This is a genomic window from Gimesia algae (assembly GCF_007746795.1).
GTDB classification, from domain to species: Bacteria; Planctomycetota; Planctomycetia; order Planctomycetales; family Planctomycetaceae; genus Gimesia; species Gimesia algae.
Window position 1 is genome coordinate 7,365,586 of record NZ_CP036343.1, and the last position, 20,910, is coordinate 7,386,495.

Here is a 20,910-nt window from a genome sequence, read left to right on the forward strand (position 1 = left end):
TGCACTTTAGGCAAATGTTGCACATACTCAGACGATTGCGGGGTTACGGATTCCCTTTCTGCAATTGCGAGGTTGGGATTATTTTATGCAGACCAATGGATTTGCACTGACAGAAGTCGTAGATCTGGCAGATCACACAGATCTGTTTGAACTATTAGATAATGAAAGTGTCTATACGCTCTCTCACCAGGGTTTCAGCGCGGGTTTTTCCAGCGTGAAAGCGATCAGTCGCTCTACGGGCATCGAAACACGACGCCTGCTGCAGCCGGATCTTTCACCACTGGATATCGCGACTGCGATTGCAGAAAAACTGCAACTGACCGTCGGCTTTGACTGGGCTGACTGTCCGGCAATCCTGCTGTGCCATTCGCATACCCGCAACCAGTCTGCCCGTCAGCTGTGCGATCAGCTCTCTGAAAAACTGGGGGTCCCCTCCGAGCGATTTATCGCCTTAAACTACGGCTGCGTCGGATTTATCGAGCTGCTGAACCGTGCCTCCAGGCTGCTTTTAGACCAGCCCGCCGGCGTGCACATTCCCCTGTTGACCGTCGAAACCCCCGAACACTGGCATGATTCCTCAGACAAGGCATTCTGCGGGATCGTTTCTGCCGGCGCTACTGGCACGACGTTGTGGAGTGGTCCCGGACATACCCTGCTGCATGTCGAAACATCAACCGAATATATTCCTGACGAACGCCGAAAAGCAGATATGCCTCTGTTCTGGACCGAACAGGGAGATATGTACGACTTCCGGGGACAGCCGGAGCATAAACTCGTCATGCATATGGATGGCGAATCCGTGTTTCTGAACGGCGTTGATCTGATGCTCGAAGCCTGTCTGAAGTCGTACGAAGAAGTTTCCGGCACAACGGAACGTATTCTGATTGCCCCCCATCAGCCCAGTGGCAAACTGTTAAAAGCCATGATCGCTGCGGCAAAGCAGATTCCCATTTCCGCCGACTTCCTCAACAATCTGCCGAACTATGGGAATTCGATCTCATCAACGATTCCCACCATTCTGGCGCGGCTGGATGAAGTGGTGGAAAATAACGATCATGCTCCTGTGAATCCCGGAGATCTGATCCTGCTGCCCGCAGCAGGCATCTGCATGGATCGCCTGACAGACTCGATGTGTATTGGTCGTGCGGCATTGAGATGGCAGCCTGGTCGTTACCGGGACGAATCGTAAGATTCACGCAGCCTCGCGATCAGCACCACGTGTACCGAAGGCTTCCCGCCCTTCGATGATCGAACCTTTGTCGAACCGTTTCCCAAAATAGAGGGCTTGGGCAGAAGCATCACTGAGCACGGTTTCCGCGTCTCCGCTGACCAGTACCTGTCCAGCGGAAATGATATAACTGCGGTCGGTAATGGTTAACGTCTCCCGTTCCCGGTGGTCGGTCAGCAGGATCGAAATGCCGTCATCGCGCAGATCAGCGATGATGTCCTGAATGTCATGGATCGTGACCGGGTCAATCCCGGTAAAAGGTTCATCGAGCAGGATCAGTTCGGGAGAACTGCCCAGGCAGCGTGCGATTTCCAGCCGTCGCCTTTCTCCCCCGGACAGTGTGGAAGCAATCTGTTTGCGTTTCGCTGTCAGACCAAACTGGTCCAGCAGTCGGTCAACCGTTTCATGCCTCTGCTTGCGGGTTACATCCAGAAATTCGAGAATGGCATAAATGTTCTGCTCGATTGAAAGTTTCACAAAGACGCTTTCATCCTGAGGCAGGTAGCCCATGCCTTGCCGGGCCCGTTTATACATAGGCCACTTCGTCACGTCATTGCCTTCGAGATACACGCGGCCTTTGGTCGGAGCAACCATCCCACAAGCCATACGGAAGGTGGTCGTTTTGCCGGCTCCGTTCGGGCCGAGCAGCCCGACGATCTCGCCCCGCTCCACGAAGAAGTCGACACCATCCACGGCCCGTTTGCCAGGATAATCTTTCACCAGACCCACACATTCCAGTAATGCCATCGTACTCGTCCTCCTTGACGAAACCGCAATCAAAACTCACGTGAGTGGTGATTCTACTAAATTATGCCATTCGGCTGAATATCGATTTCAAACACATTGTCAAAGTATGATATGAGCTTACCGGATACGTTTCATCCTGGAAAAATTAGGATAAAAGGGGATCGACAGTTTGGCATAAGGATCATCAGGATAAACTCCCGGACGCGTTTGATGGTAGAAAAACCGCTTGAGTGGGCCAGCAGTGGGTGAGTAGCCTCGCCCATCATTCATAAACGGAATTCCATGTGGCCAGTAGATCATAAAAGCCTTCCCGACCAGAGCAGAACGGGGAACAGCATGCCGGTGCTCTGCCTGACGTGAATTCCCCCAGAGCCGACTGTCGGCACTGCGGGCGGAGTTATCACCCAGCACAAAGAACTCCTCATCGGACATTTTATCAAACCGGACCTGCTGGCGGTGATCCTCATACTGTCGACTCCAGGCAGCAGGATCCCAGAGCAGTTCCCATAAGTGCCTGCGATCGCCGGAGTACTCCTGATTCTGATAATACTCATCCGCGCGATAATAAATGTCACGCTGCAGCATGAGATGCGAAACAGTAAATTCGATGCCAACCCCCGTTATACCCGCTGGTGCCAGATCACCCTCGCGGGGTGCTGGTGAAACCGGAGGCTGGTATTGCGTCGCTGTCCCCAGATCCACTTCAGACCCATTCACCCACAGGCAGAGCCTCTGGTCCACATTCGCTAACATGACGGAATAGCCGCCCTTCCCTTTGAGCTCTGTTTCAACCGTGGTCAGCTCAGTTTCGACTGGCTCGGGGTTGGGGAAATCCTCCACAAAATACAGTTTGGCCTGACCGGTTTTGACATCAAAGCGAACCCGAAAATGTCGATCTCCCCGCATGAGTTCAACCAGCAGCTCGCCTGCTTCTGACTGGATCTCGACATCAAAACTGAGTGTCAGATCTCCGACCCAGAATGCGGCGTCGTATGTAAATGCTCCGGAAGAGGACCCACCCGAATAGTTATTGTAAGCTGTGTAATCGCTGATCAGTCGGGACTGGGGGGGAGAAGAGAGCATCGTCTGTGTGAACAGTTCAGGGTTTTCCTGCAGCAATGCCCATTCCGACTGACGGGGTACGATATGCCGATAGCGGAGCCATTCCAGTTTTTCGGCTTTGCCCGCTATGCCTTTGAACTGATAAGCCCGCGTTTCACGATCCAGTTCCCAGGTAGACTGCTTGAGGTCTTCAAAGCGCGTCTCAACCGGTTTGACCTGTTGCATGGGAGACCAGCGCTCAGGCCAGCCATACTCCAGAATTTCGCGCGGCGGGTAATCATCGTCATAGACGAGCTGCTGAACTGTCAGTTGTTTGTTTAAATTGTCTTTGCGGAGAATCTGGAACGGTTCTTTTTCATTTTTACGGGCATAGACGTCCCCACGGGAAATCTGAAGTTCTTCACCAGGCAGTCCGACAAGTCGTTTGATGTAGTTCGTCTGCGAGGCTTCCGGATATTTGAAAACGATCACATCCCAGCGACCGGGATCTCCGTAATCAAAGGGAAACTTATTGACGATAATGCGGTCCCCGGTAAAGGGCATGGCATCCTGCAGGTTCGTGTAGTAACGACAGTTCGGGCAGAAGGCACCGGTTACTTTGTTGTCCGGAAGATAGTACTCGGATTTTTCGACCAGTTCATCGCTGGCTCCCACAGCATACTTCACACCACACTCGGCGCAGTGCAGTTCTTTATGTCGTCCATACAGAGTCGGAGCCATCGATCCTGTAGGAATCACGAACGCTTCGGCTGAGTAGGCGCGAAACACAAAAGCAAATACAAGGGCAATAATGATCGATTCTATCGTATCGCGCATCTCATTGTGGCGACTTTTGCCCTGCTCCGGTTCTGTATTGCTTTTCTCAACCTGCTCATTCGAAACTTTTTTCAGTTTTGCTTTTTCAATTTTTTTGGCCATTGCCGACAACCTGTCAAATCTAAAATGCCCGGACACCTGGTGGATCAAATCGGTGTGTCAGATCTGATCATTCGCTGCGGGCTCTGATTTATGAACTGTTTTCTAAATATTTCTGTAAAATAAATGCGTTTCTACTAGTGAATATAGCGAATTCGGGTGAAATCTGGAATGCGGATGTGACCTATCTGATCACCTATTTTGACCTCGCCCTGCCTCGAAGGTAAATGCACGAGAAACGGCTTGCCCAGCAGGTATTTCTGGTCTACTTTTCCGTCTGCCCAGCTACGGCTGTCGAGCGAAACCGGACTGTTATCGCCCAGCATGAAATAGCTGCTCTGATCCAGCTGGTATGGTTCATCAACCCCATGCAGGGCTTTACCACGCGTATAGTGGATATCGCGAAACAGTTTCACGTTCGTCAGTTGAAAGGTTCCGCCGCGGGCACCAAACTGCAGGGGAATCCGAATCTCCTCACGCTGCTCTGAATTTTTACTGAAGAGCAGAGGCTGGTAGGCCAGTTCTCCATTGATGGCAAACAGAGCCTGTCGATCCATCACCGACATTTCCAGTTTGACGGGCTGCGAGCGAAAGTCGCTGCGCAACGGTCCGGTACGAATCGGCTGTGTTCGATCGTCGATAAACAGATTGATCTGCCTCTGTTTGAAGTCGATGATATTCCGAAAGTGATGCTGACCGTCGAACAATTCAATCACCAGTTCCCCCGCGGGTGACTTCACCTGCAGGTCACACGCAAACAGAAAATCGTGTACGGGAATCGCGGTCTGATTTTCAACTCCGGAGTTATAGGCATATCGATCCAGCACGGGGGCCACATGCGATTTTTCATACAGTAAAGCGACGGCATATCGAAACGCGTCATCTTCTGTCTGGTTCAGCAGTCGATGACAGTCTTCAGCCGGCATTGCTCCTTTGCAGGACAGCCGTTGTTTCAATTCGTCATACTGAATGGCAGCCAGCACCGGTTCCGGTTTTTCGATTTCTTCCGGCCACTTTTCCAGTGGAACTTCTGTCTGATAATGTCCGCCCTGCCTCATCCAATGCTGGTACCTGACCCAGGACCACGCGTCTGCGTCATTGTCATTGCTGTCTGACGCATACACGAAACCAGCGGGCTGTTCCTGCCAGGCTGCTGAGCCCGGCTGTTTTTGTGCCTGCTCTGAATCTGCTTCTACTGGAAAAAAGCGGGGTTGAAAAAAGTCGTCTTCTGAGGGCTCAAACCGATGATCGTGAACCAGCAGCCGAACAGCACGTTGCGTTTTTAAATCTTTGCGTTGGATTTCCCCATTGATATACAAATCCCCGTCTTTGACCTGCACGGCTTCACCCGGTAAACCCACCACCCGTTTGACATACGCCTGGGTTGGCTTCATCGGATTTTGAAATACCGCCACGTCCCACCGCTCGGGGGGCTTGAGGTAGTAAGCGTGTTTAAACACCAGCAACTGGTCACCTTCGTTACGGGGCACCTGAGCCAGATCGATGGAATTGGTATCACAGTTGGGACAAGTTGCATACTGCCCGGCCTGTTGAAATCCCTGTCCGTCCGCGGCTGGGTCCTGTATCCGGTTGGTGGAGACGGAATCATCATAGGCTACGCCATAGGTAAACGAATAATGGCAGCGGGGACAGGTAACCTGCTTATGGTAACCCAAGAGAGAAGGCGCCATCGAGCCTGTCGAAATCATATAACCTTCCGCAGCGAAAGTCCGGAAGAGAATGACGGCGATTGCCAGTGTAGCCACGGACTCCAGCACCAGCCGAAACAGGCTGGATCGCTGCGGCAACTCTTCCGCTTGAATTTCGAGTTGACGGGAAGTGTGTTGCATCGTGACAGACAAATAGAGAAACGGTAGAACCGGCATCCGGTTTCCAGGCGGAATTACGACTGGGAATCTATTTTAGTAAAACCAACAGGGCAGAGGAAATAGCGGTTCACCCACTCCCCCCCTGATCAGAGGGAATAATTGCTGCAGCGTACTTAAGACATTGTATTGCGGTGACTTAGACAGTATCCAGCTTTACGGTAGCGTCTCCAGGCTCATCTGAGATCTGCACAATAAAATGCGAGACGCGCCAGTGAAATGGGATACGAATTATCCTATCGCATAGAACAGCAGCAGCATGCAGATCCAGATCACACCCAGGAAATGCCAGACGACGGCACAGGCATGGACGCCCCAGTTATATTCATGATCATACAGATAGAGATAGGCTTTATAAATTACGAACCCCAGAAATCCGAAGGCGACGAAAAAGTGGAGTGCATGTACTAATACAAATGTAAACAACGCACCATAACTGCTGGGATAATTCGCGGCATTTTTCGTATCTTTGAGGCTCAGCAAAATATCCGAATGCTGTTGTAAGAGGTGAGTCAGTCCAATCGTCTGAATGACAAAAAAAGCGCCTCCCAGCAGAAAGGTCAGGTTCAGGCAGTTACGAAACTGCTGCTGTTTTTCATGCCTGACATAATAGACAGCACGTTGAATGGAAATGCTTCCCAGAATCAGCAGAACCGTACTCAGCCAAAGCGCGGGGGGAATTACGAGATTGACCGGTTCATGTTGCTGCGCCAGATTCGAACGGACGATGACATAAGCCAGCAGTCCGCCGATAAATAAAACGGCTGTACTAAACAGAAAAATGGCCAGCCCAAAATCTCGCTGGCTTAAGCGATCCCGTGAGGTAAATAACAGCGCGAGACGATCTCTCCATCTCTGACTCCGGTCGGCTGGCATGCTCACCTGCTTTTGATCAACAAGCAGAAACGCTGATGATAATTTGATAAAATCCGTTGGCGGATCATCATATTTTCGAGAAGCGACCCGTGAAAGTCTATCTGATTATTTGTCAGACGTTTCTGGCGTGGGCTTTTTGTCTGTTTTCGGCTTTTCGGCGGAGGCGGGCTTCTTTTCAGTCGTTGATTTTTCAGCGGGGACAGCCTGCGTTTCGGGTGCTGGTTTCGCGTCAGTACCGGCATTCACTGCCGGCGCTGCAGGAGCGGCTGCTGCCGGCTCTTTCACTAAAAGTTCAGGAGGCTTATCTTCTGAGTAACCTTTGACGTAGTCATCGTAGGCATGAGAATCCAGTAGAATCATACACAGAAAAAAGGCCGCAAACACGATTGAAAAGAAGAATGCCAGCCGGTTTAACGGTTTATCGTACCAGAGATGCATAAAGATAAAGACGACCAGTGAGGCTTTGGCAGTTGCAATCGCCATCGAGACGATCACATCCAGACGCCCGGTGTCAAACTTGGCTGCTTCCACAGTCACCACAGTCAAAGCCACTAATACCAGAAAAACGCCAATCAAAACCTTGACCGGTACGATATGTACGTGGCAGCTTTGTGTATTTTCTGCGTGAGCATCACTTTCAACATGATCTGACATGATGAATACTTTCGTCTCTTTATCTTGAAACTGCTGAGAAGCGAAGTTGCCTCTCACAAATGTGGTTAAACTCTTGAATTCTTAAAACGCTAATTGATCAGGTACAACAGCGGGAACAGGTAGATCCAGATCAGGTCGACCAAATGCCAGTAGAGTCCGATAAAATCAACCGCGCCGAAGTAATAGGTTGTGAACGCACCATGTACCGTTCTGACAATCAGCCAGCTGATCGCGATCATGCCGCCAATAATATGGATTGCGTGCACACCGGTCATGCAGAAATAAACGCTGAAGAACGTTCGTGCCAGCATGGGCTCGGGAATCTTTTCTTTCTGTGCAGCATATTCGGCTGGTACCGTCTCGTCCAACAGGATTTCTTCATCGGTTGGTTTTTCTGAATGACCCAGTTGATGATAGGCAATACTGGAATACGCTCCGACCTGCATGCCGATCGCCGAGACCAGAAAACAACCAGCCACTGTTGCCAGTGTCTTTTTTCCAGGATTCTTGATGAGCGCCCCAAAAGCGATTCCGGAAATCACAATCACCACCCACAGGACTAATGACATGTAGGAGAGTGTATGTTTGGTTTTTTCGAACAACGATTCATCACTATGATCATCATGGGCTGTAGCTTCAGCGGACTCAGCATTTTCAGTTGCCGTGGCAGTCTTACCATCAGTTGCTGCAACGGGGGCCGACGCTTCATGATGCTCGGGGCTCTGATAGGCTGTCCCTGGCAAAAGATGATGGTGTGCCTTCTCAGTATACTCAAATGATTTCACACCGAGGAAGATAGCAGCACAGGCCAGAGTCGTGACCAGACAGATCAGCAGGCCTCGCGTTTGTCCCAGCTGGGCACAACGCACCCCCCAGGCCATCGTCAGACTGCTGAATAGCAGAACCACGGTATTCGCTGCCCCCAATGTTGTATCCAGAAACTGGCTGGCGTACAGGAATACTTCGGGATGCAATGAACGGTAAACGGCATAAAAGCCGAACAGGCCGCTGAAGAACAGTACTTCGGTGACCAGGAAGATCCAGATACCCAGTTTCCCGGTATCGAACTGTTGCTGGTGAGAATCAAAGTGATGCGCCAACCGGGGATCATGGTGCTCATGATCGTGGCTGTCTGCGTGCTCGTCTGTTGGAGTGGTGGCCGCGGTATTCATTAAGCTTCTTTATCTCCTGATGCGGTCACAGAGTTCTTGTTTGCCCCTTGACATTCAACGGGAACGTAACCTCCGATTTCCTCATTGTAGACAACGGATTCCATGATATAGGGATCACCGGCCAGAGGAGGATGGTCGAAGTTATTGCCTGGTGGTGGTGAAGAGCACTGCCATTCCAGTGAGGCACCGCCCCAGGGATTGGCGGGAGCTCGTTTGCCACGATACACCGAGTAAATCAGAGTGGCGGCCATCAACGCCGAGCTCAGTCCCAGCAGATAAGCGCCACAGGTTGACAGAATATGCAGATTCTGGAATTCTGGCAGGTAAGTGTAATACCGGCGAGGCATCCCCCGTGTTCCGAGCAGGAACTGTGGGAAGAACGTCAGGTTGAACCCGAGGAACACACCCAGACAGGCAATACGTCCCCAGAACTCGCTGAACATCTTGCCGGTAATTTTAGGCCACCAGTGGTGGATGGCAGCGAACAGACCAACCAGCGAGGAGCCCATCATCACATAGTGAAAGTGAGCGACGACAAAGTAGGTATCATGCAGGTGGATGTCGGTTGCCAGAGTTGCCAGGAACAATCCTGTCAGACCACCGATTGAAAAGATGAACAGGAACGCCAGAGCATAGCACATGGCAGTCGTAAAGCGGATCGAACCTTTATACATGGTCGTCAGCCAGTTAAAGACTTTAATCGCGGATGGAATTGAGACACTAAAGGTAATCGCAGAGAACACCACGGCGACCATTTTAGACTGACCGGAGACAAACATATGGTGTCCCCAGACCAGGAAGCCGAAGATGGCAATCGCGATACTACTGTAAGCAATGAAGCGGTAACCAAAAATATGTTTGCGACTGTGAACAGCAATCACTTCACTGACCACACCCATCGCCGGCAGAATCATTACGTAAACTGCAGGGTGTGAATAGAACCAGAAGAAGTGCTGGAATAACACCGGATCTCCGCCCAGAGCAGGATCAAAAATCCCAATTTGGAACGTATTTTCCACAATCAACAACAGGCCGGTAATCCCCAGTACGGGAGTCGCCAGAACCTGAATCAAAGCAGTTGCATACAAGGCCCACAGAAACAGTGGCATCTTGAACCAGGTCATCCCCGGTGGTCGCATGGTGTGGATGGTCACAATGAAATTCAATCCGGTAAAAATCGAACTGAATCCCAGAATAAAGACCCCCAGCAGCGCGGTCCGCACGGCAGTCCCCGTGTAGACACTGTAAGGCGTATAGAAGGTCCAGCCAGTATCCAGTCCCCCCAGCGCCAAAGCTGCCAGGAAGAAAGCGGCACCGAACATCCAGAGGTAAAAGCTACCCAGGTTCATGCGGGGAAAGGCGACATCCTTCGCGCCCAGCATGACGGGGAGAATGATATTTCCAATCGCCGCCGGAACCCCTGGAATGATCACCAGGAAGGTCATGATGGCACCGTGCAGGGTAAACATCTGATTGTAGCCATCCGCACTCAGAAATATTTTTTCAGGACGCAGCAATTCTGTCCGCAGCAGGACGGCAAACAGCCCCCCCAGGAAGAAGGCACCGGTCACACCGATCAGGTACATAATCCCGATGCGCTTGTGATCGAGGGTGAAAAACCAGCTCTTCCAGCCTTTTGTACAATTTAAATAATTCAATTCACGGTATTGAATCGGGAAATCTGATTTTGGATTGGAGGAGTCAACTACTGTTGCCATCTTCCAGCCTCCTGAATAATTTCAAATAAGGTCGGATTAAAAATCCTGAAACACAATTGAGAAACAAATTCTCGCTTTTTTTATTTATTAAATCGAATCACCAGCGCCACTACTTCTGAGCTTTGATGAATTCGATGATCGCAGTAATGTCCTGGTCGGTTAACTGCCCTTTGAAAGTCGGCATGATCGGCCGGAAACCAGCAACCACTGAAGCCTGTGGCTCCAAAATGGATTCACGAATGTAATTCTCATTAACTTCAACCGTTGATCCGTCAGTCAGTTTTTCCTGCTTGCCGAACAGCCCTTTGAAACTCGGTCCGTTTTTGGTAACGCCATCCAGTGAGTGACATTGAATACAGCCTCGAGATTTATAGAAATATTCCCCGGCTTCGACCGCTGTTTTGTTTTTGTGAATATCGGAAGCGTTCTGCAGCCACTTATCAAAATCGCCACGTGTTTCATGCACAATCACCTTGGTGATCATTTCGGAGTGTTTCTGCCCACAGTATTCGGAACACATTAAATTATATTCCAGTGGGTACTTTGTCTTTTCGGATCCTTCAGGAGGAGCGATGGCTTTAAACCATTCCTGCGTGTAGCGACCGGGAACCACATCCATTTTGGTGCGGAACGCCGGAATCCACAGGCTGTGAATCACATCATCCGATGACATGGTAAGAGTGACATTTTCATCCATGGGGATGTGAAGTTCACTTTCGATCCAGCCATTAGGGTATTGGAAAGCCCAGACCCATTTTTTCGCGACCACATTAATTTCATAGGACGAAGCGGGAGGGGTTCGCATATCCAGGTAGGAAGTAAAGCCGATCCAGAACATCACGATAGTCAGCAGAGTCGGTATGACTGACCAGGAAAGTTCCAGTGTCAGATTATGCGTAGCGGTATTGACCGCTTCAACGCCAGGCCGATAACGGTATTTTACCATAAACAGCAGCATCAGTCCGACGATCAGCACGAAGAAAAACGTGCAGACCCACAGAATGAAGAAGTAGACAGAGTCGACATTCTCTGCCACTGTGGAGCCTTGAGCCGGGAACCAGAAACCGGCTTCCGCATTCGCTAATAATTCAGGGATGAATAGTTTCATCTGTATTCACACATTCAACTGTTGAGTGTTAAAATATTCAATGTATTAACCAAATCTGATTAAAACACAAATTCCTTTGACAGAGGGTCCTGATACGGTTCAGGTTCCCCCGGTCGCTTCATGAGTCTGCCCGGGTGCCGCTTCCATTTTTACTCTGCCTTTGCGTCCCCGCCAGTAGGGAATCAAAACCACAGTCAGGATAAAGACGGTTGCAAACCCACCAATTTTCATAATATTTCGTGCCGTCGGAGCGTACCGACCACTGTCTGCATCATAGTGAAAACAGAACAGCAAAAACCGATCAATCGTAGAACCAATTTTACCTTCTGATGCTTCTACTAATGCCAGTTTCAAAGTCTGTTCGGGAAAATAAACTCCATACAGATAGCGGGAAATACGACCATCGGGAGTGCAAACCAGTAAAACAGCCGGATGAGCATATTCTTTCCGCTCCTCGACATACTGATACTGAACTCCCATCGCTTCCGCTAATTTTGTAATCGCTGCCTGCTGACCACACAGAAAATGCCAGCCACCGGATGTGCCTGCACGATCGTATTCCTTGAAGTACTTTTGTTTTGTTAAATTTGCCCGCTGATGAGTCTCTTTCGGATCAATACTGACAGAGACGAAATCATATTGTTGATCTGCCGACCACTCTAATCCTTTTAACCCTCTGACCAGTGCTGTGAGTTGTAAAGAACACAACATCGGACAGTTGGAATAATTCAGTGACAGAATAACGGGACGATCCTTTTTAAAATAATCGGCCAGCGTCACCTGATTTCCGTTACTGTCCTGAAACTGCAGATCCAAAGGTAATTTTGTATCCAGATGCTCGATGACATCCAGCTTCTCAATATCTTTGGGAGCCTGTTCCATACGATCTGCCCGCACTGGCATGCTACTGCATACCCAGAAAAGGAGAACCAGAATGGAAGATGCAAACGGTTTCATGGTGTTTTGGTTTTAACCTGTTTCTGTTTATCCTGTTCTTCCTGAACGGTAAGTTCCATTGCCCGGTCTATGGGCACTGCTACGATTTTTTTATCCTGGTCAATCCAGCGGTATTCCGTTAAGGCAGCAGCCTGGCTGGCGAGAATGCTATCGGAATTCACTTCCGGAACTTCGATCACCTTCTCGACGTTTTGTTTTTTTTCAAACGACATGTCCAGCGCGGCAACCGCGAATACAATGAAAAACGTGATGATGGTCCCAACGGCGCCAACATATGCGATCATCGTTGTATCGAGATCATCATAGGCTGCTTTATGACCCGACATAGTTTATTCTCTTATTCTAGAAGGCGCTGATCCATTTGATCAGACGAAAATTAAATATTGTGAAACTTGAGTGATTCTTCCAGCCGTGGATCCCGGACCGGCATCAGTGATTTTTCACCGGCGAACTTCAGGATTCCCGCGACAAAGATACCACCAACTCCTATTGTACAACACACGTTAATCAGAATCATCTGGAAGGTCACTGCTGACTTCACGCCGTCAAAAGCAATGTTTGGCATGACCAGCCAGAAAATATCAATCCAGTTCATAATCAGCAGGTAAACGGCCCAGAAACAGAGTGCCGCGGGATTACGCTTCATCCAGCGTGACATGAAGAACACAAACGGGATCGCAAAGTGGCCGATGACCAGCGTCAATGAGACCACGCCCCATCCCTGTTCCTGACGAGGCAGAAAGAAACTGGTTTCTTCAGGAATATTGGCGTACCAGATCAACAGGTATTGTGAAATCGCAATATAAGCCCAGAAGCAGTTGAAGGCAAACAGCAACTTACCAACGTCATGCAGATGCTCAACGTTGACGGGCCCTTTTAACAAATTCTTGCTGCGGAGATATACCAGGCTGATGGCCAGGAAGCTGAAAAAGCCTACCAGACCGGCGGCGAAGTAATAAATGCCGAAAATCGTACTGAACCAGTGGGCATCCAGAGACATGAGAAAGTCAATGGCTGCAAAAGACAGCGTGAAGGCATACAACAGCAGCGCGGGGCCACTACGGCGTTCCATCAACAGTGTCAGTTCAGGATCGCCGGTTGCATCCTGGGCAACCGATTTATTCAGGAAATACCGGGCCAGAAAGATCCAGGACCCGAAGTAAATCAGATAACGCAAAGCGAAAAACCCGGTATTGAGATAAGGCGATTTCGCATGCAGCAGATGATCATCGGCAACGGTCTTAGTGTTAGCCCATTGATACAGCGTATCATTTCCCATCAATGTCAGAATGACGATCGGCAGTACCAGTACTGACAGCGGAATCACACCCATGGAAATAAACTCTGACAGGCGACGTAAAACCACACTCCAGCCGGCCCGCGTGAGCTGCTGAATCATCACAAAGAACAAAGCACCCAGTGAGATACTCAGACAGAAAAACGTACTCTGCAGGTAAGAGAAGGCAAACAGATCCCACCCGTTCGTGAATATCATTCCCAGTACGAAAGCGACCGGCAGCAGGACCGAACAGCCCAGCGCCACTTTCATGGGAAGGGGACCCAGCTCAGCCAGGGTTTGAACGGGAATCTTATTGTCAGTATCAGGTGAAGTTTGCATAACGTTTCTTGTTTTTACAACGAGATTAAATTCAACAAGTTGTGTGTCGTAACGACTGACTTATTTTGTAGTTCGAAGTTTCTCTACTTCTTCTTTGCGCAGATCTTTTGCATCGATCTGATGACTTTTCTGCAGGGCTCGCAAATACAGGACGATGGCCCAGCGGTCTTCCGGAGGAATCTGTGCAGCGTAACCGGGCATCTTGCGAACGCCGTTACTGATGGTATGGAATAGACGGCCTACTGGCAGCTTACGAACATTTTCAGTGTGGTAAGACGCAGGGCGAACCCAGGTTCCCTGCTGTAATTCCATGGCACGCAGCGAAACCAGACCATCGCCTTCTCCACCCAGACCATGACAGACTGAACAGTAAATCCTGTAACGCTCTTTTCCACGAGCCATCATTTTATCAGTGACCGGCATGGGAAATTCCGTTACCCATGGGAGCTTCGCCAGTTTATCAACTTCTGCAGCTGCTGCAGCGGGATCCGCTGGCTTGGCATCAGCGGCTTTTTCGTCAGCAGGCTTCTGTTCATCCTGCACGGCAATCGTGATGACATCCTGGTCTTCCGGCAGTACTTTCAGACCATAGTAGAACGGAATATTATCGTCTTTATACTGACCGCGGGGAATGGTTCCCTCGATATGTGGTCGTACTTCACGACCATCGGCAAAGATGCTCGTTGTGTTTTGAGTCTTCAGTTTGGGCTGGAAGTCCATATCGGGAACAATGTGAATACGGGGTGTATTCGTTGTCGTGGATCGTTTGTAGGCGACCAGTGCAGGAGGCATGATTAACAGCACACCCACCAGGCTGAGCCCCAGAACCAGAGAGCGAGGCAGCTTGGGTGATTCCACGTCGGACCAGAAATCTTCGACATGCAGGGGATTCAATGATTTCAGAAATTCACCGGTGTCAATTTCAGAAAATTTCGGATCCGTTGCATCCATACTGATAAAGAACCGGTCATTCGTCACACGGCGAAAAGCCTGTGATTTGAACATCGGATTGTATAGTTTCGGCAACTGGTTCAATCCCAACATTCCCAGAAACGCACCGAAGGCGGACAGCAGAACGGAAAGTTCGAATGTAATAGGGATACTGGCAGGAATACTGAAAAGCGGCTTGCCACTGATTATGAATGGATAATCGACGGCGTTCATCCAGTACTGCATGCCGACGGCAATCGTTCCCCCCATCAGGCCACAGCAGGCCACGATCCAGGGCAGAATCGTCCACTTGATGCCCATCGCTTCATCGATGCCGTGTAGAGGAAAGGGAGTGTGAGTATCCCACTTGCTGTAACCGGCATCGCGAACTTTCTTAGATGCTTCGATCAACGCATGAGGATCATCGAACTCGGCAAGTAACCCGAGTAACTGGGGTTCTGCTTTTATTTTTTCTGGTTGTTCGATTGTGGTCGCCATAATCTTTTTTATTCAAACAAATGAGTTAAGTCGTACCTGACACTGTACTGCCGGCATCAGCCTCTTAATGGGATTCCGGAGGATCAGGCTGATAATCGCCGTGACCATGAGGAGTTTCCATTACACTCTTGACTTCTGCCATCGCCACCATCGGCATGAATTTGCAGAAGAGCAGGAACAATGTCATAAACAGACCGAAACTACCGATCAACATTAACACGTCAACGATGGTTGGTTTGAAGTAACCCCAGCTGGAAGGCAGGAAGTCACGACTCAGTGAAGTCACTGTAATTACGAATCGCTCAAACCACATACCAATATTCACAAAAATACAGACTACAAAAATCATCCAGGGAGTGGTCCGGATTTTCTTGAACCAGAACAGCTGCGGACTGATGACGTTGCAGGTAACCATGATCCAGTAAGCCCATGCATAGGGGCCGAAGGCACGGTTGATGAAGGCAAATGTTTCATAACCATTACCACCATACCAGGCAATGAAAAATTCCATCGCGTAGGCATAACCCACCATCGAACCGGTCGCGATAATCACCTTGGTCATATTTTCCAGATGGCGGTCGGTCAGCAGGTCTTTAATGCCACAGATGGAGCGGGCAGGGATCATCAGTGTCAGCACCATGGCAAAGCCACTGAAAACCGCACCCGCGACGAAGTAAGGCGGAAAGATCGTCGTGTGCCAGCCCGGCAACTGCGATACCGCAAAGTCAAAACTCACGATGGTATGCACACTCAACACCAGGGGTGCTGCCAGAGCGGCCAGCAGCAGGTAAGCCCGTTCATATCGGTGCCAGTGACGGGAGGACCCGTTCCAGCCCAGGGAAAACAGGCCATAAGCAAACTGTTGAATTTTTCCAGTGGCTCGGTCACGCAGCGTGGCGAGGTCGGGAATCATACCCATGTACCAGAACAACAGGGAAACGGTCGCGTAAGTCGAAACAGCGAACACGTCCCAGAGCAGGGGGCTGCGGAAGTTGGGCCACATTGACATCTGGTTAGGAATCGGAAACAGCCAGTAAGCCAGCCAGACACGACCGATGTGAATCCCCGGAAACAGACCGGCACAGACCACAGCAAAAATCGTCATCGCTTCAGCAGCACGGTTAATCCCCGTACGCCAGTCCTGGCGAAACAGAAATAGAATCGCGGAAATCAAAGTACCAGCATGGCCGATACCAACCCAGAACACGAAGTTCACAATCGGCCAACCCCAGAAAACCGGGCTCCGGTTACCCCAGACCCCAACACCGGTGATAATGAGATAACCAACCAGACCAAACAACATTCCCACTAAAGAAGCGGAAAACCCGAGTGCAATATACCACGCTTTGGGAGCCTTACACTCAGCCAGTCGGCAGACAGCTTCGGTGACGGTCCCATAGTCGTGAGTTCCCGTCACAAGCGGAGTTCGCTTACCGGGCACTTCGGTGATTGTGTCAATTGGCTCTGTCGTTACTGAAGCCATGGCTTTTGATATCTTTGCTCAATAAATTCAAACGGATTAGTTAATCTCACTCACACATCGGCAGGAACTACCTGCCTTCCGAACTCGCTGTTAGTGCTTTTCTGCCTTTTTTGCATGATCCGCTTCAGCGTGCTCTTCTGCATGACCGTGTCCGTGACCTTCTGATTTTGGCTGTGCCAGCGAAGGATGCGGATTCAAAATACGGGCCATGTAAGACGTTCTCGGTTTAATATTCAATTCAGACAGCACCGCATAAGAACGCGGATTGGCGTGTGCTTTGGCAACGCGGGTATTCTCGTTAGCCAGGTCACCAAATTCAATCGCATTCGCGGAACAGGCCTGCTGGCAGGCGGTGACGATTTCACCATCTTCAATCGGACGCTGTTCGTTTTTGGCAACGATCTGAACCGACTTGATCCGCTGCACACAATAGGTACATTTTTCCATGACCCCACGATGACGGACGGTCACTTCCGGATTCAACACCAGAGCCTGCAGCTTACCACGAGGCTCTTCATAAATTTTATTGAAGTTGAAGTAGTTGAAGCGACGCACTTTGTAAGGACAGTTGTTGGCACAGTAACGGGTACCGACACAGCGGTTGTAAACCATGTCGTTCAGACCTTCGTCGGTGTGCACTGTCGCGGCAACCGGGCAAACCTGTTCACAGGGAGCCAGTTCACACTGCTGACACAACATCGGTTGAATGGAGACACCTGGGTTATCCACATCATCCCCGGTGAAGTAACGATCGATCCGCAGCCAGTGCATTTCACGACTGTTGATCACCTGCTCGCGACCCACAACCGGAACATTGTTTTCCGCCTGACAGGCAACCGAACAGGCATTACAGCCAATGCATTTGGAGAGGTCGATCGACATCCCCCAGGCCTGACCTTCATAGGACAGCTCCTGGTAGACCGGTTTCCCATCCTTATTTTCATCCCACAAGGAGATCAGATCCGGATGATGAGTGCGGCTTTTGGCAAAATCAGGATCCTCTTCGTACTCAGAGAGATCCCCTTCACGCACCAACTGGCCAACACGACCTTTGATTTCACCCTGGCCGACTGCGTCGATTGCGTGGTGATCCTGAGTAACCGCCAGTTCATAGGTCTTGCCGGTTTTTTCGACTTTCAGACCGGCCTTGAAATCGACGGCCCCTTTAGCCTGCAGAGCAGCAATATTTTCGCCCACCGGCTTCACATCGCGGGCAACATCGCCGCCAACCAGACCAGCGGCAGTGCGTCCGTAACCCAGAGCGACGGCAACTGAATTGGGGGCCTGACCGGGCAACACATAGACGGGCAACTCAATCGACTTACCATCCAGAATCAGCTTGACAACGGAGCCGAACTCAACGCCCAGATCATCGGCGGTTTTCGGAGCCAGAATCGCAGCGTTATCCCAGGTAATTTTAGTGAGGCTGTCAGGGGTTTCCTGTAGCCAGCCACTGTTGGCGAAGCGACCATCGTACAACTGAGGACTGGCATAAAACACCAGTTCCAGATCTTCTTCTCCTGCTTCGACAACTTTGGCAGGAGGCAACTCTTTGACCTTCGGCGAAACGGCTTCCAGCGAACTTCCCTTGAGGAGACCATCGTGCACGACACGTCGCCAGGAAGCATTTACGGCCATCGAATCGAGAGAACCTTTCACGGCCTCTTTGATCAGATCGAGGGCAACCGGATGCCTGTCACCACACAGAATCGCCAGCAGTTCGACTTCCGACTTGCCATCATGCAAAGGCTCAATCAGAGGCTGGCCAACACAGAGCGTTCCATCATAAGAGCGGGAATCGCCCCACTGTTCGAAGGGATGTGTTTTGGGCAGATGCCACTTACACAGCAGTGAAGTTTCGTCTTCATATTCGCCGAGATGAACCGCGTTCGGAACCTTGGACAGCGCGGTCACAAAATCAATATCGCCGGGTGCATTATAAGCAGGATTTCCGCCGAGAATAATCAATGTATCTACTGCACCAGACTGCATTTCGTCGGTCAGTGTCCGTAGTGCTTCGACGGCGGTCAGATCACGGGCCAGCGGCTCTTTGGAGTACTTGACGGCTTCTCCCACGTTGCCCAGCTGTTCGTTCAATTTATGAACGCGTGCCTGCAGTTCCGCGGGCTGACTTGATCCAATGGCGATCAGACTGGAACCCTGATTGGCCACCAGGTCTTCAGCCATGGCGACCAGAACCTTGTCAGCGTAATCGTCGCCAGCGGCTTGCGCCTTCTTGCCTGACAGACCGGCCTGCACCTGTGTTTCCAGCTTGGACAGGAACGGCCCCATATCCACCGAACGGGTAGGCAGACGGTGATCTGCAGAAATTCCTGTTGTAGTAAAGCGGCTTTCTACTACATACAGGCGATTCATTGGCCCGGCAGCAGGATCACGACGGCTCGCCCAGTCCCGCGTATGCTTGAGGGAGGCAGGATGCTCGGAAAGCAGGTCCTCATCCAGGCAGACAATGATATTCGCCTTGGTCAGATCGAATTGCGGACGAACCACTTCTCCGAACGCCAGCTTTGCCCCTGCGTAAACATTATCTCGCGAGCAGGCAGTGTAGTCATACCATTTGGATTTGGGATACAGGTCTGCAAACTTCTCCTGCAACGCTTTGCGGGCAGCGGAAGAACTGACATCAGCCAGCACCCGCAGTTTTGCCCCATCACTCTTTCGCGCCTGACCCAGCACGGTATCGGAATACTCAAAAAAGGTGCCCCAGTCACGGCCGTAACGTGCATTTTCCTTGTACTCAACCACACCGACAGCGCGATCGGGATCGTACAGTGAAAGCGTTTCGGACTGCGCAAACACAGAAGAAGCACCCTGACTCTGGGGAGAGTCGGGATTCCCCTCCACCTTGATGGGTCGACCATCGTAGCAGGTCACCAGCAGACTTTCCGCCTGACCACCCAGTTCCATAAAGGTGGCAAACTTTTGAGGCTCGCCGGGGATCAAACCCTCGGGCCGTGAAACACTGGGAGAAATTTTCTCATCTTCCCAATGACAGCCTGTTACTCCAGCCAGGGCAACAGAGGCACCCATAATCTGCATCCAGCGACGACGCGAAACCCCTTCCGGGTACTCGGAAGCTGCTACTGGAAACTCACGATGTAAAACTTCTTCAAACTCCGGCGCGGAATGCAACTCACCCAGACTTCGCCAATACTTTTTATCCACAACCGAACCCCTTAGCGGTGACACGTAGAACAATTAGATGAAGGATTCAAATTCAGTTCTTTACGAACCTGCTCGCCTACTTCAAGCGGATCCCCCTCAGCCTTCCAGTCAAGCTTCGTCACAAACTCGGGCGGACGAAGATTAGGTTCCGGGTGTCGGTGACATTCCAGACACCAACCCATACTCAACGGCTTAACCTGAGTCACGACATCCATTTTGTCGACGCGACCATGACAGGAAACACAACTCACACCCCGACGGACATGAGCACTATGATTAAAGTAAACGTAGTCAGGCAGGTCATGCACGCGACGCCACTGCATTGATTTCCCCGTCGCCTGACTTTCCCGAATCGGAGCCAGCTTGGAACTGGTAGAGTGAATGGAAACCGTATTCACAACACCATTCGCATCAGCCCCACTGTGGCAATTAAGACAGGTCTTGGTAGGAGGAATCGCAGCATGCCCGGCCACTTCAACGGTATTGTGGCAGTAGCGGCAGTCCAGCTTGAGCTTGCCGGCGTGCAATTTATGACTGAACGGGAGTGGCTGTTCGGGCTGATAGCCGACGTCCGTCGTTTCAGGACTGGCCCCAAAGGCAACCATACCAACCACATACAAGGCGCCAATCGCACCCAGCGCACCCAGCACCGGAACAATTGTATTCACCCATTTAGGAAACAGAAAACGATCCATTTTTGCTTTACCTGATAAGACCTTTCGAGGAAAAAACACCTCATTAGACAGAGACTGCCTTGATTTAAAGATGTGCCATCCGATGGTCAGAGCGGAATTTTCACTTGATTACGTAGAGAAGAACCCCCATCTAATTGGCAAGAATAGAAGTAAGCCGAAAAGTAAGCAATCCATTCC

16 protein-coding genes are annotated in these 20,910 nt (G+C 50.6%); 1 reads left to right on the forward strand and 15 read right to left on the reverse strand.

Features of this window, described 5'->3' with window-relative positions:
• Positions 1 to 85 precede the first annotated feature (85 nt).
• Positions 86 to 1,189 carry a beta-ketoacyl-[acyl-carrier-protein] synthase family protein gene (locus Pan161_RS27885; RefSeq protein WP_145232005.1) on the forward strand — a complete coding sequence of 368 codons (1,104 nt, stop codon included), beginning with the start codon at positions 86 to 88 and terminating at the stop codon, positions 1,187 to 1,189.
• A 3-nt stretch (positions 1,190 to 1,192) separates the two neighbouring features.
• On the opposite strand, the gene lptB is transcribed toward Pan161_RS27885, so the two are convergent.
• The 15 genes from lptB to Pan161_RS27965 form a co-directional block, all read right to left on the reverse strand.
• Positions 1,193 to 1,975: an LPS export ABC transporter ATP-binding protein gene (lptB, locus tag Pan161_RS27890; protein WP_145232006.1), complete on the reverse strand. Its 783-nt coding sequence runs from the start codon at positions 1,973 to 1,975 to the stop codon at positions 1,193 to 1,195.
• A gap of 117 nt (positions 1,976 to 2,092) precedes the next feature.
• A complete protein-coding gene (gene lepB / locus Pan161_RS27895) occupies positions 2,093 to 3,955 on the reverse strand; it encodes a signal peptidase I (RefSeq protein ID WP_145232007.1) in 1,863 nt (620 codons plus the stop codon).
• Between the two features lie 134 nt (positions 3,956 to 4,089).
• Positions 4,090 to 5,838 carry a signal peptidase I gene (gene lepB, locus Pan161_RS27900; protein WP_145232008.1) on the reverse strand — a complete coding sequence of 583 codons (1,749 nt, stop codon included), beginning with the start codon at positions 5,836 to 5,838 and terminating at the stop codon, positions 4,090 to 4,092.
• A 231-nt stretch (positions 5,839 to 6,069) separates the two neighbouring features.
• Complete coding sequence (locus Pan161_RS27905) at positions 6,070 to 6,714, reverse strand: cytochrome c oxidase subunit 3 (protein WP_145232009.1); 645 nt, start codon at positions 6,712 to 6,714, stop codon at positions 6,070 to 6,072.
• A 105-nt stretch (positions 6,715 to 6,819) separates the two neighbouring features.
• Positions 6,820 to 7,368, reverse strand: a complete 549-nt coding sequence (locus Pan161_RS27910; RefSeq protein WP_145232010.1) for a cytochrome C oxidase subunit IV family protein — start codon at positions 7,366 to 7,368, stop codon at positions 6,820 to 6,822.
• A gap of 89 nt (positions 7,369 to 7,457) precedes the next feature.
• Positions 7,458 to 8,540 carry a cytochrome c oxidase subunit 3 gene (locus Pan161_RS31175; RefSeq protein WP_232103525.1) on the reverse strand — a complete coding sequence of 361 codons (1,083 nt, stop codon included), beginning with the start codon at positions 8,538 to 8,540 and terminating at the stop codon, positions 7,458 to 7,460.
• The gene (locus Pan161_RS27925; RefSeq protein ID WP_145232011.1) at positions 8,540 to 10,258 is read right to left on the reverse strand and encodes a cytochrome c oxidase subunit I; all 1,719 of its coding nucleotides are present in this window, start codon (positions 10,256 to 10,258) and stop codon (positions 8,540 to 8,542) included. The genes Pan161_RS31175 and Pan161_RS27925 overlap by 1 nt, the downstream gene beginning before the upstream one ends.
• 109 nt (positions 10,259 to 10,367) lie before the next feature.
• Complete coding sequence (gene coxB, locus Pan161_RS27930; protein ID WP_232103526.1) at positions 10,368 to 11,366, reverse strand: cytochrome c oxidase subunit II; 999 nt, start codon at positions 11,364 to 11,366, stop codon at positions 10,368 to 10,370.
• A 99-nt stretch (positions 11,367 to 11,465) separates the two neighbouring features.
• Positions 11,466 to 12,269, reverse strand: coding sequence for an SCO family protein (locus Pan161_RS27935; RefSeq protein WP_232103527.1), 804 nt, complete (start codon positions 12,267 to 12,269; stop codon positions 11,466 to 11,468).
• Positions 12,270 to 12,319: 50 nt separating this feature from the next.
• Positions 12,320 to 12,649: a hypothetical protein gene (locus Pan161_RS27940; protein ID WP_145232014.1), complete on the reverse strand. Its 330-nt coding sequence runs from the start codon at positions 12,647 to 12,649 to the stop codon at positions 12,320 to 12,322.
• A 50-nt stretch (positions 12,650 to 12,699) separates the two neighbouring features.
• Positions 12,700 to 13,941: a quinol:cytochrome C oxidoreductase gene (locus Pan161_RS27945; protein WP_145232015.1), complete on the reverse strand. Its 1,242-nt coding sequence runs from the start codon at positions 13,939 to 13,941 to the stop codon at positions 12,700 to 12,702.
• A gap of 60 nt (positions 13,942 to 14,001) precedes the next feature.
• Positions 14,002 to 15,369, reverse strand: coding sequence for a quinol:electron acceptor oxidoreductase subunit ActD (locus Pan161_RS27950; protein WP_145232016.1), 1,368 nt, complete (start codon positions 15,367 to 15,369; stop codon positions 14,002 to 14,004).
• A gap of 64 nt (positions 15,370 to 15,433) precedes the next feature.
• On the reverse strand, positions 15,434 to 16,852 hold the full coding sequence (gene nrfD / locus Pan161_RS27955) for an NrfD/PsrC family molybdoenzyme membrane anchor subunit (RefSeq protein ID WP_145232017.1): 1,419 nt from the start codon (positions 16,850 to 16,852) through the stop codon (positions 15,434 to 15,436).
• Between the two features lie 90 nt (positions 16,853 to 16,942).
• A complete protein-coding gene (locus Pan161_RS27960) occupies positions 16,943 to 20,038 on the reverse strand; it encodes a TAT-variant-translocated molybdopterin oxidoreductase (RefSeq protein WP_145232018.1) in 3,096 nt (1,031 codons plus the stop codon).
• A gap of 11 nt (positions 20,039 to 20,049) precedes the next feature.
• Entirely contained in the window at positions 20,050 to 20,733 is a 684-nt protein-coding gene (locus Pan161_RS27965; RefSeq protein WP_145232019.1) for a cytochrome c3 family protein, read from the reverse strand.
• Positions 20,734 to 20,910 lie beyond the last annotated feature (177 nt).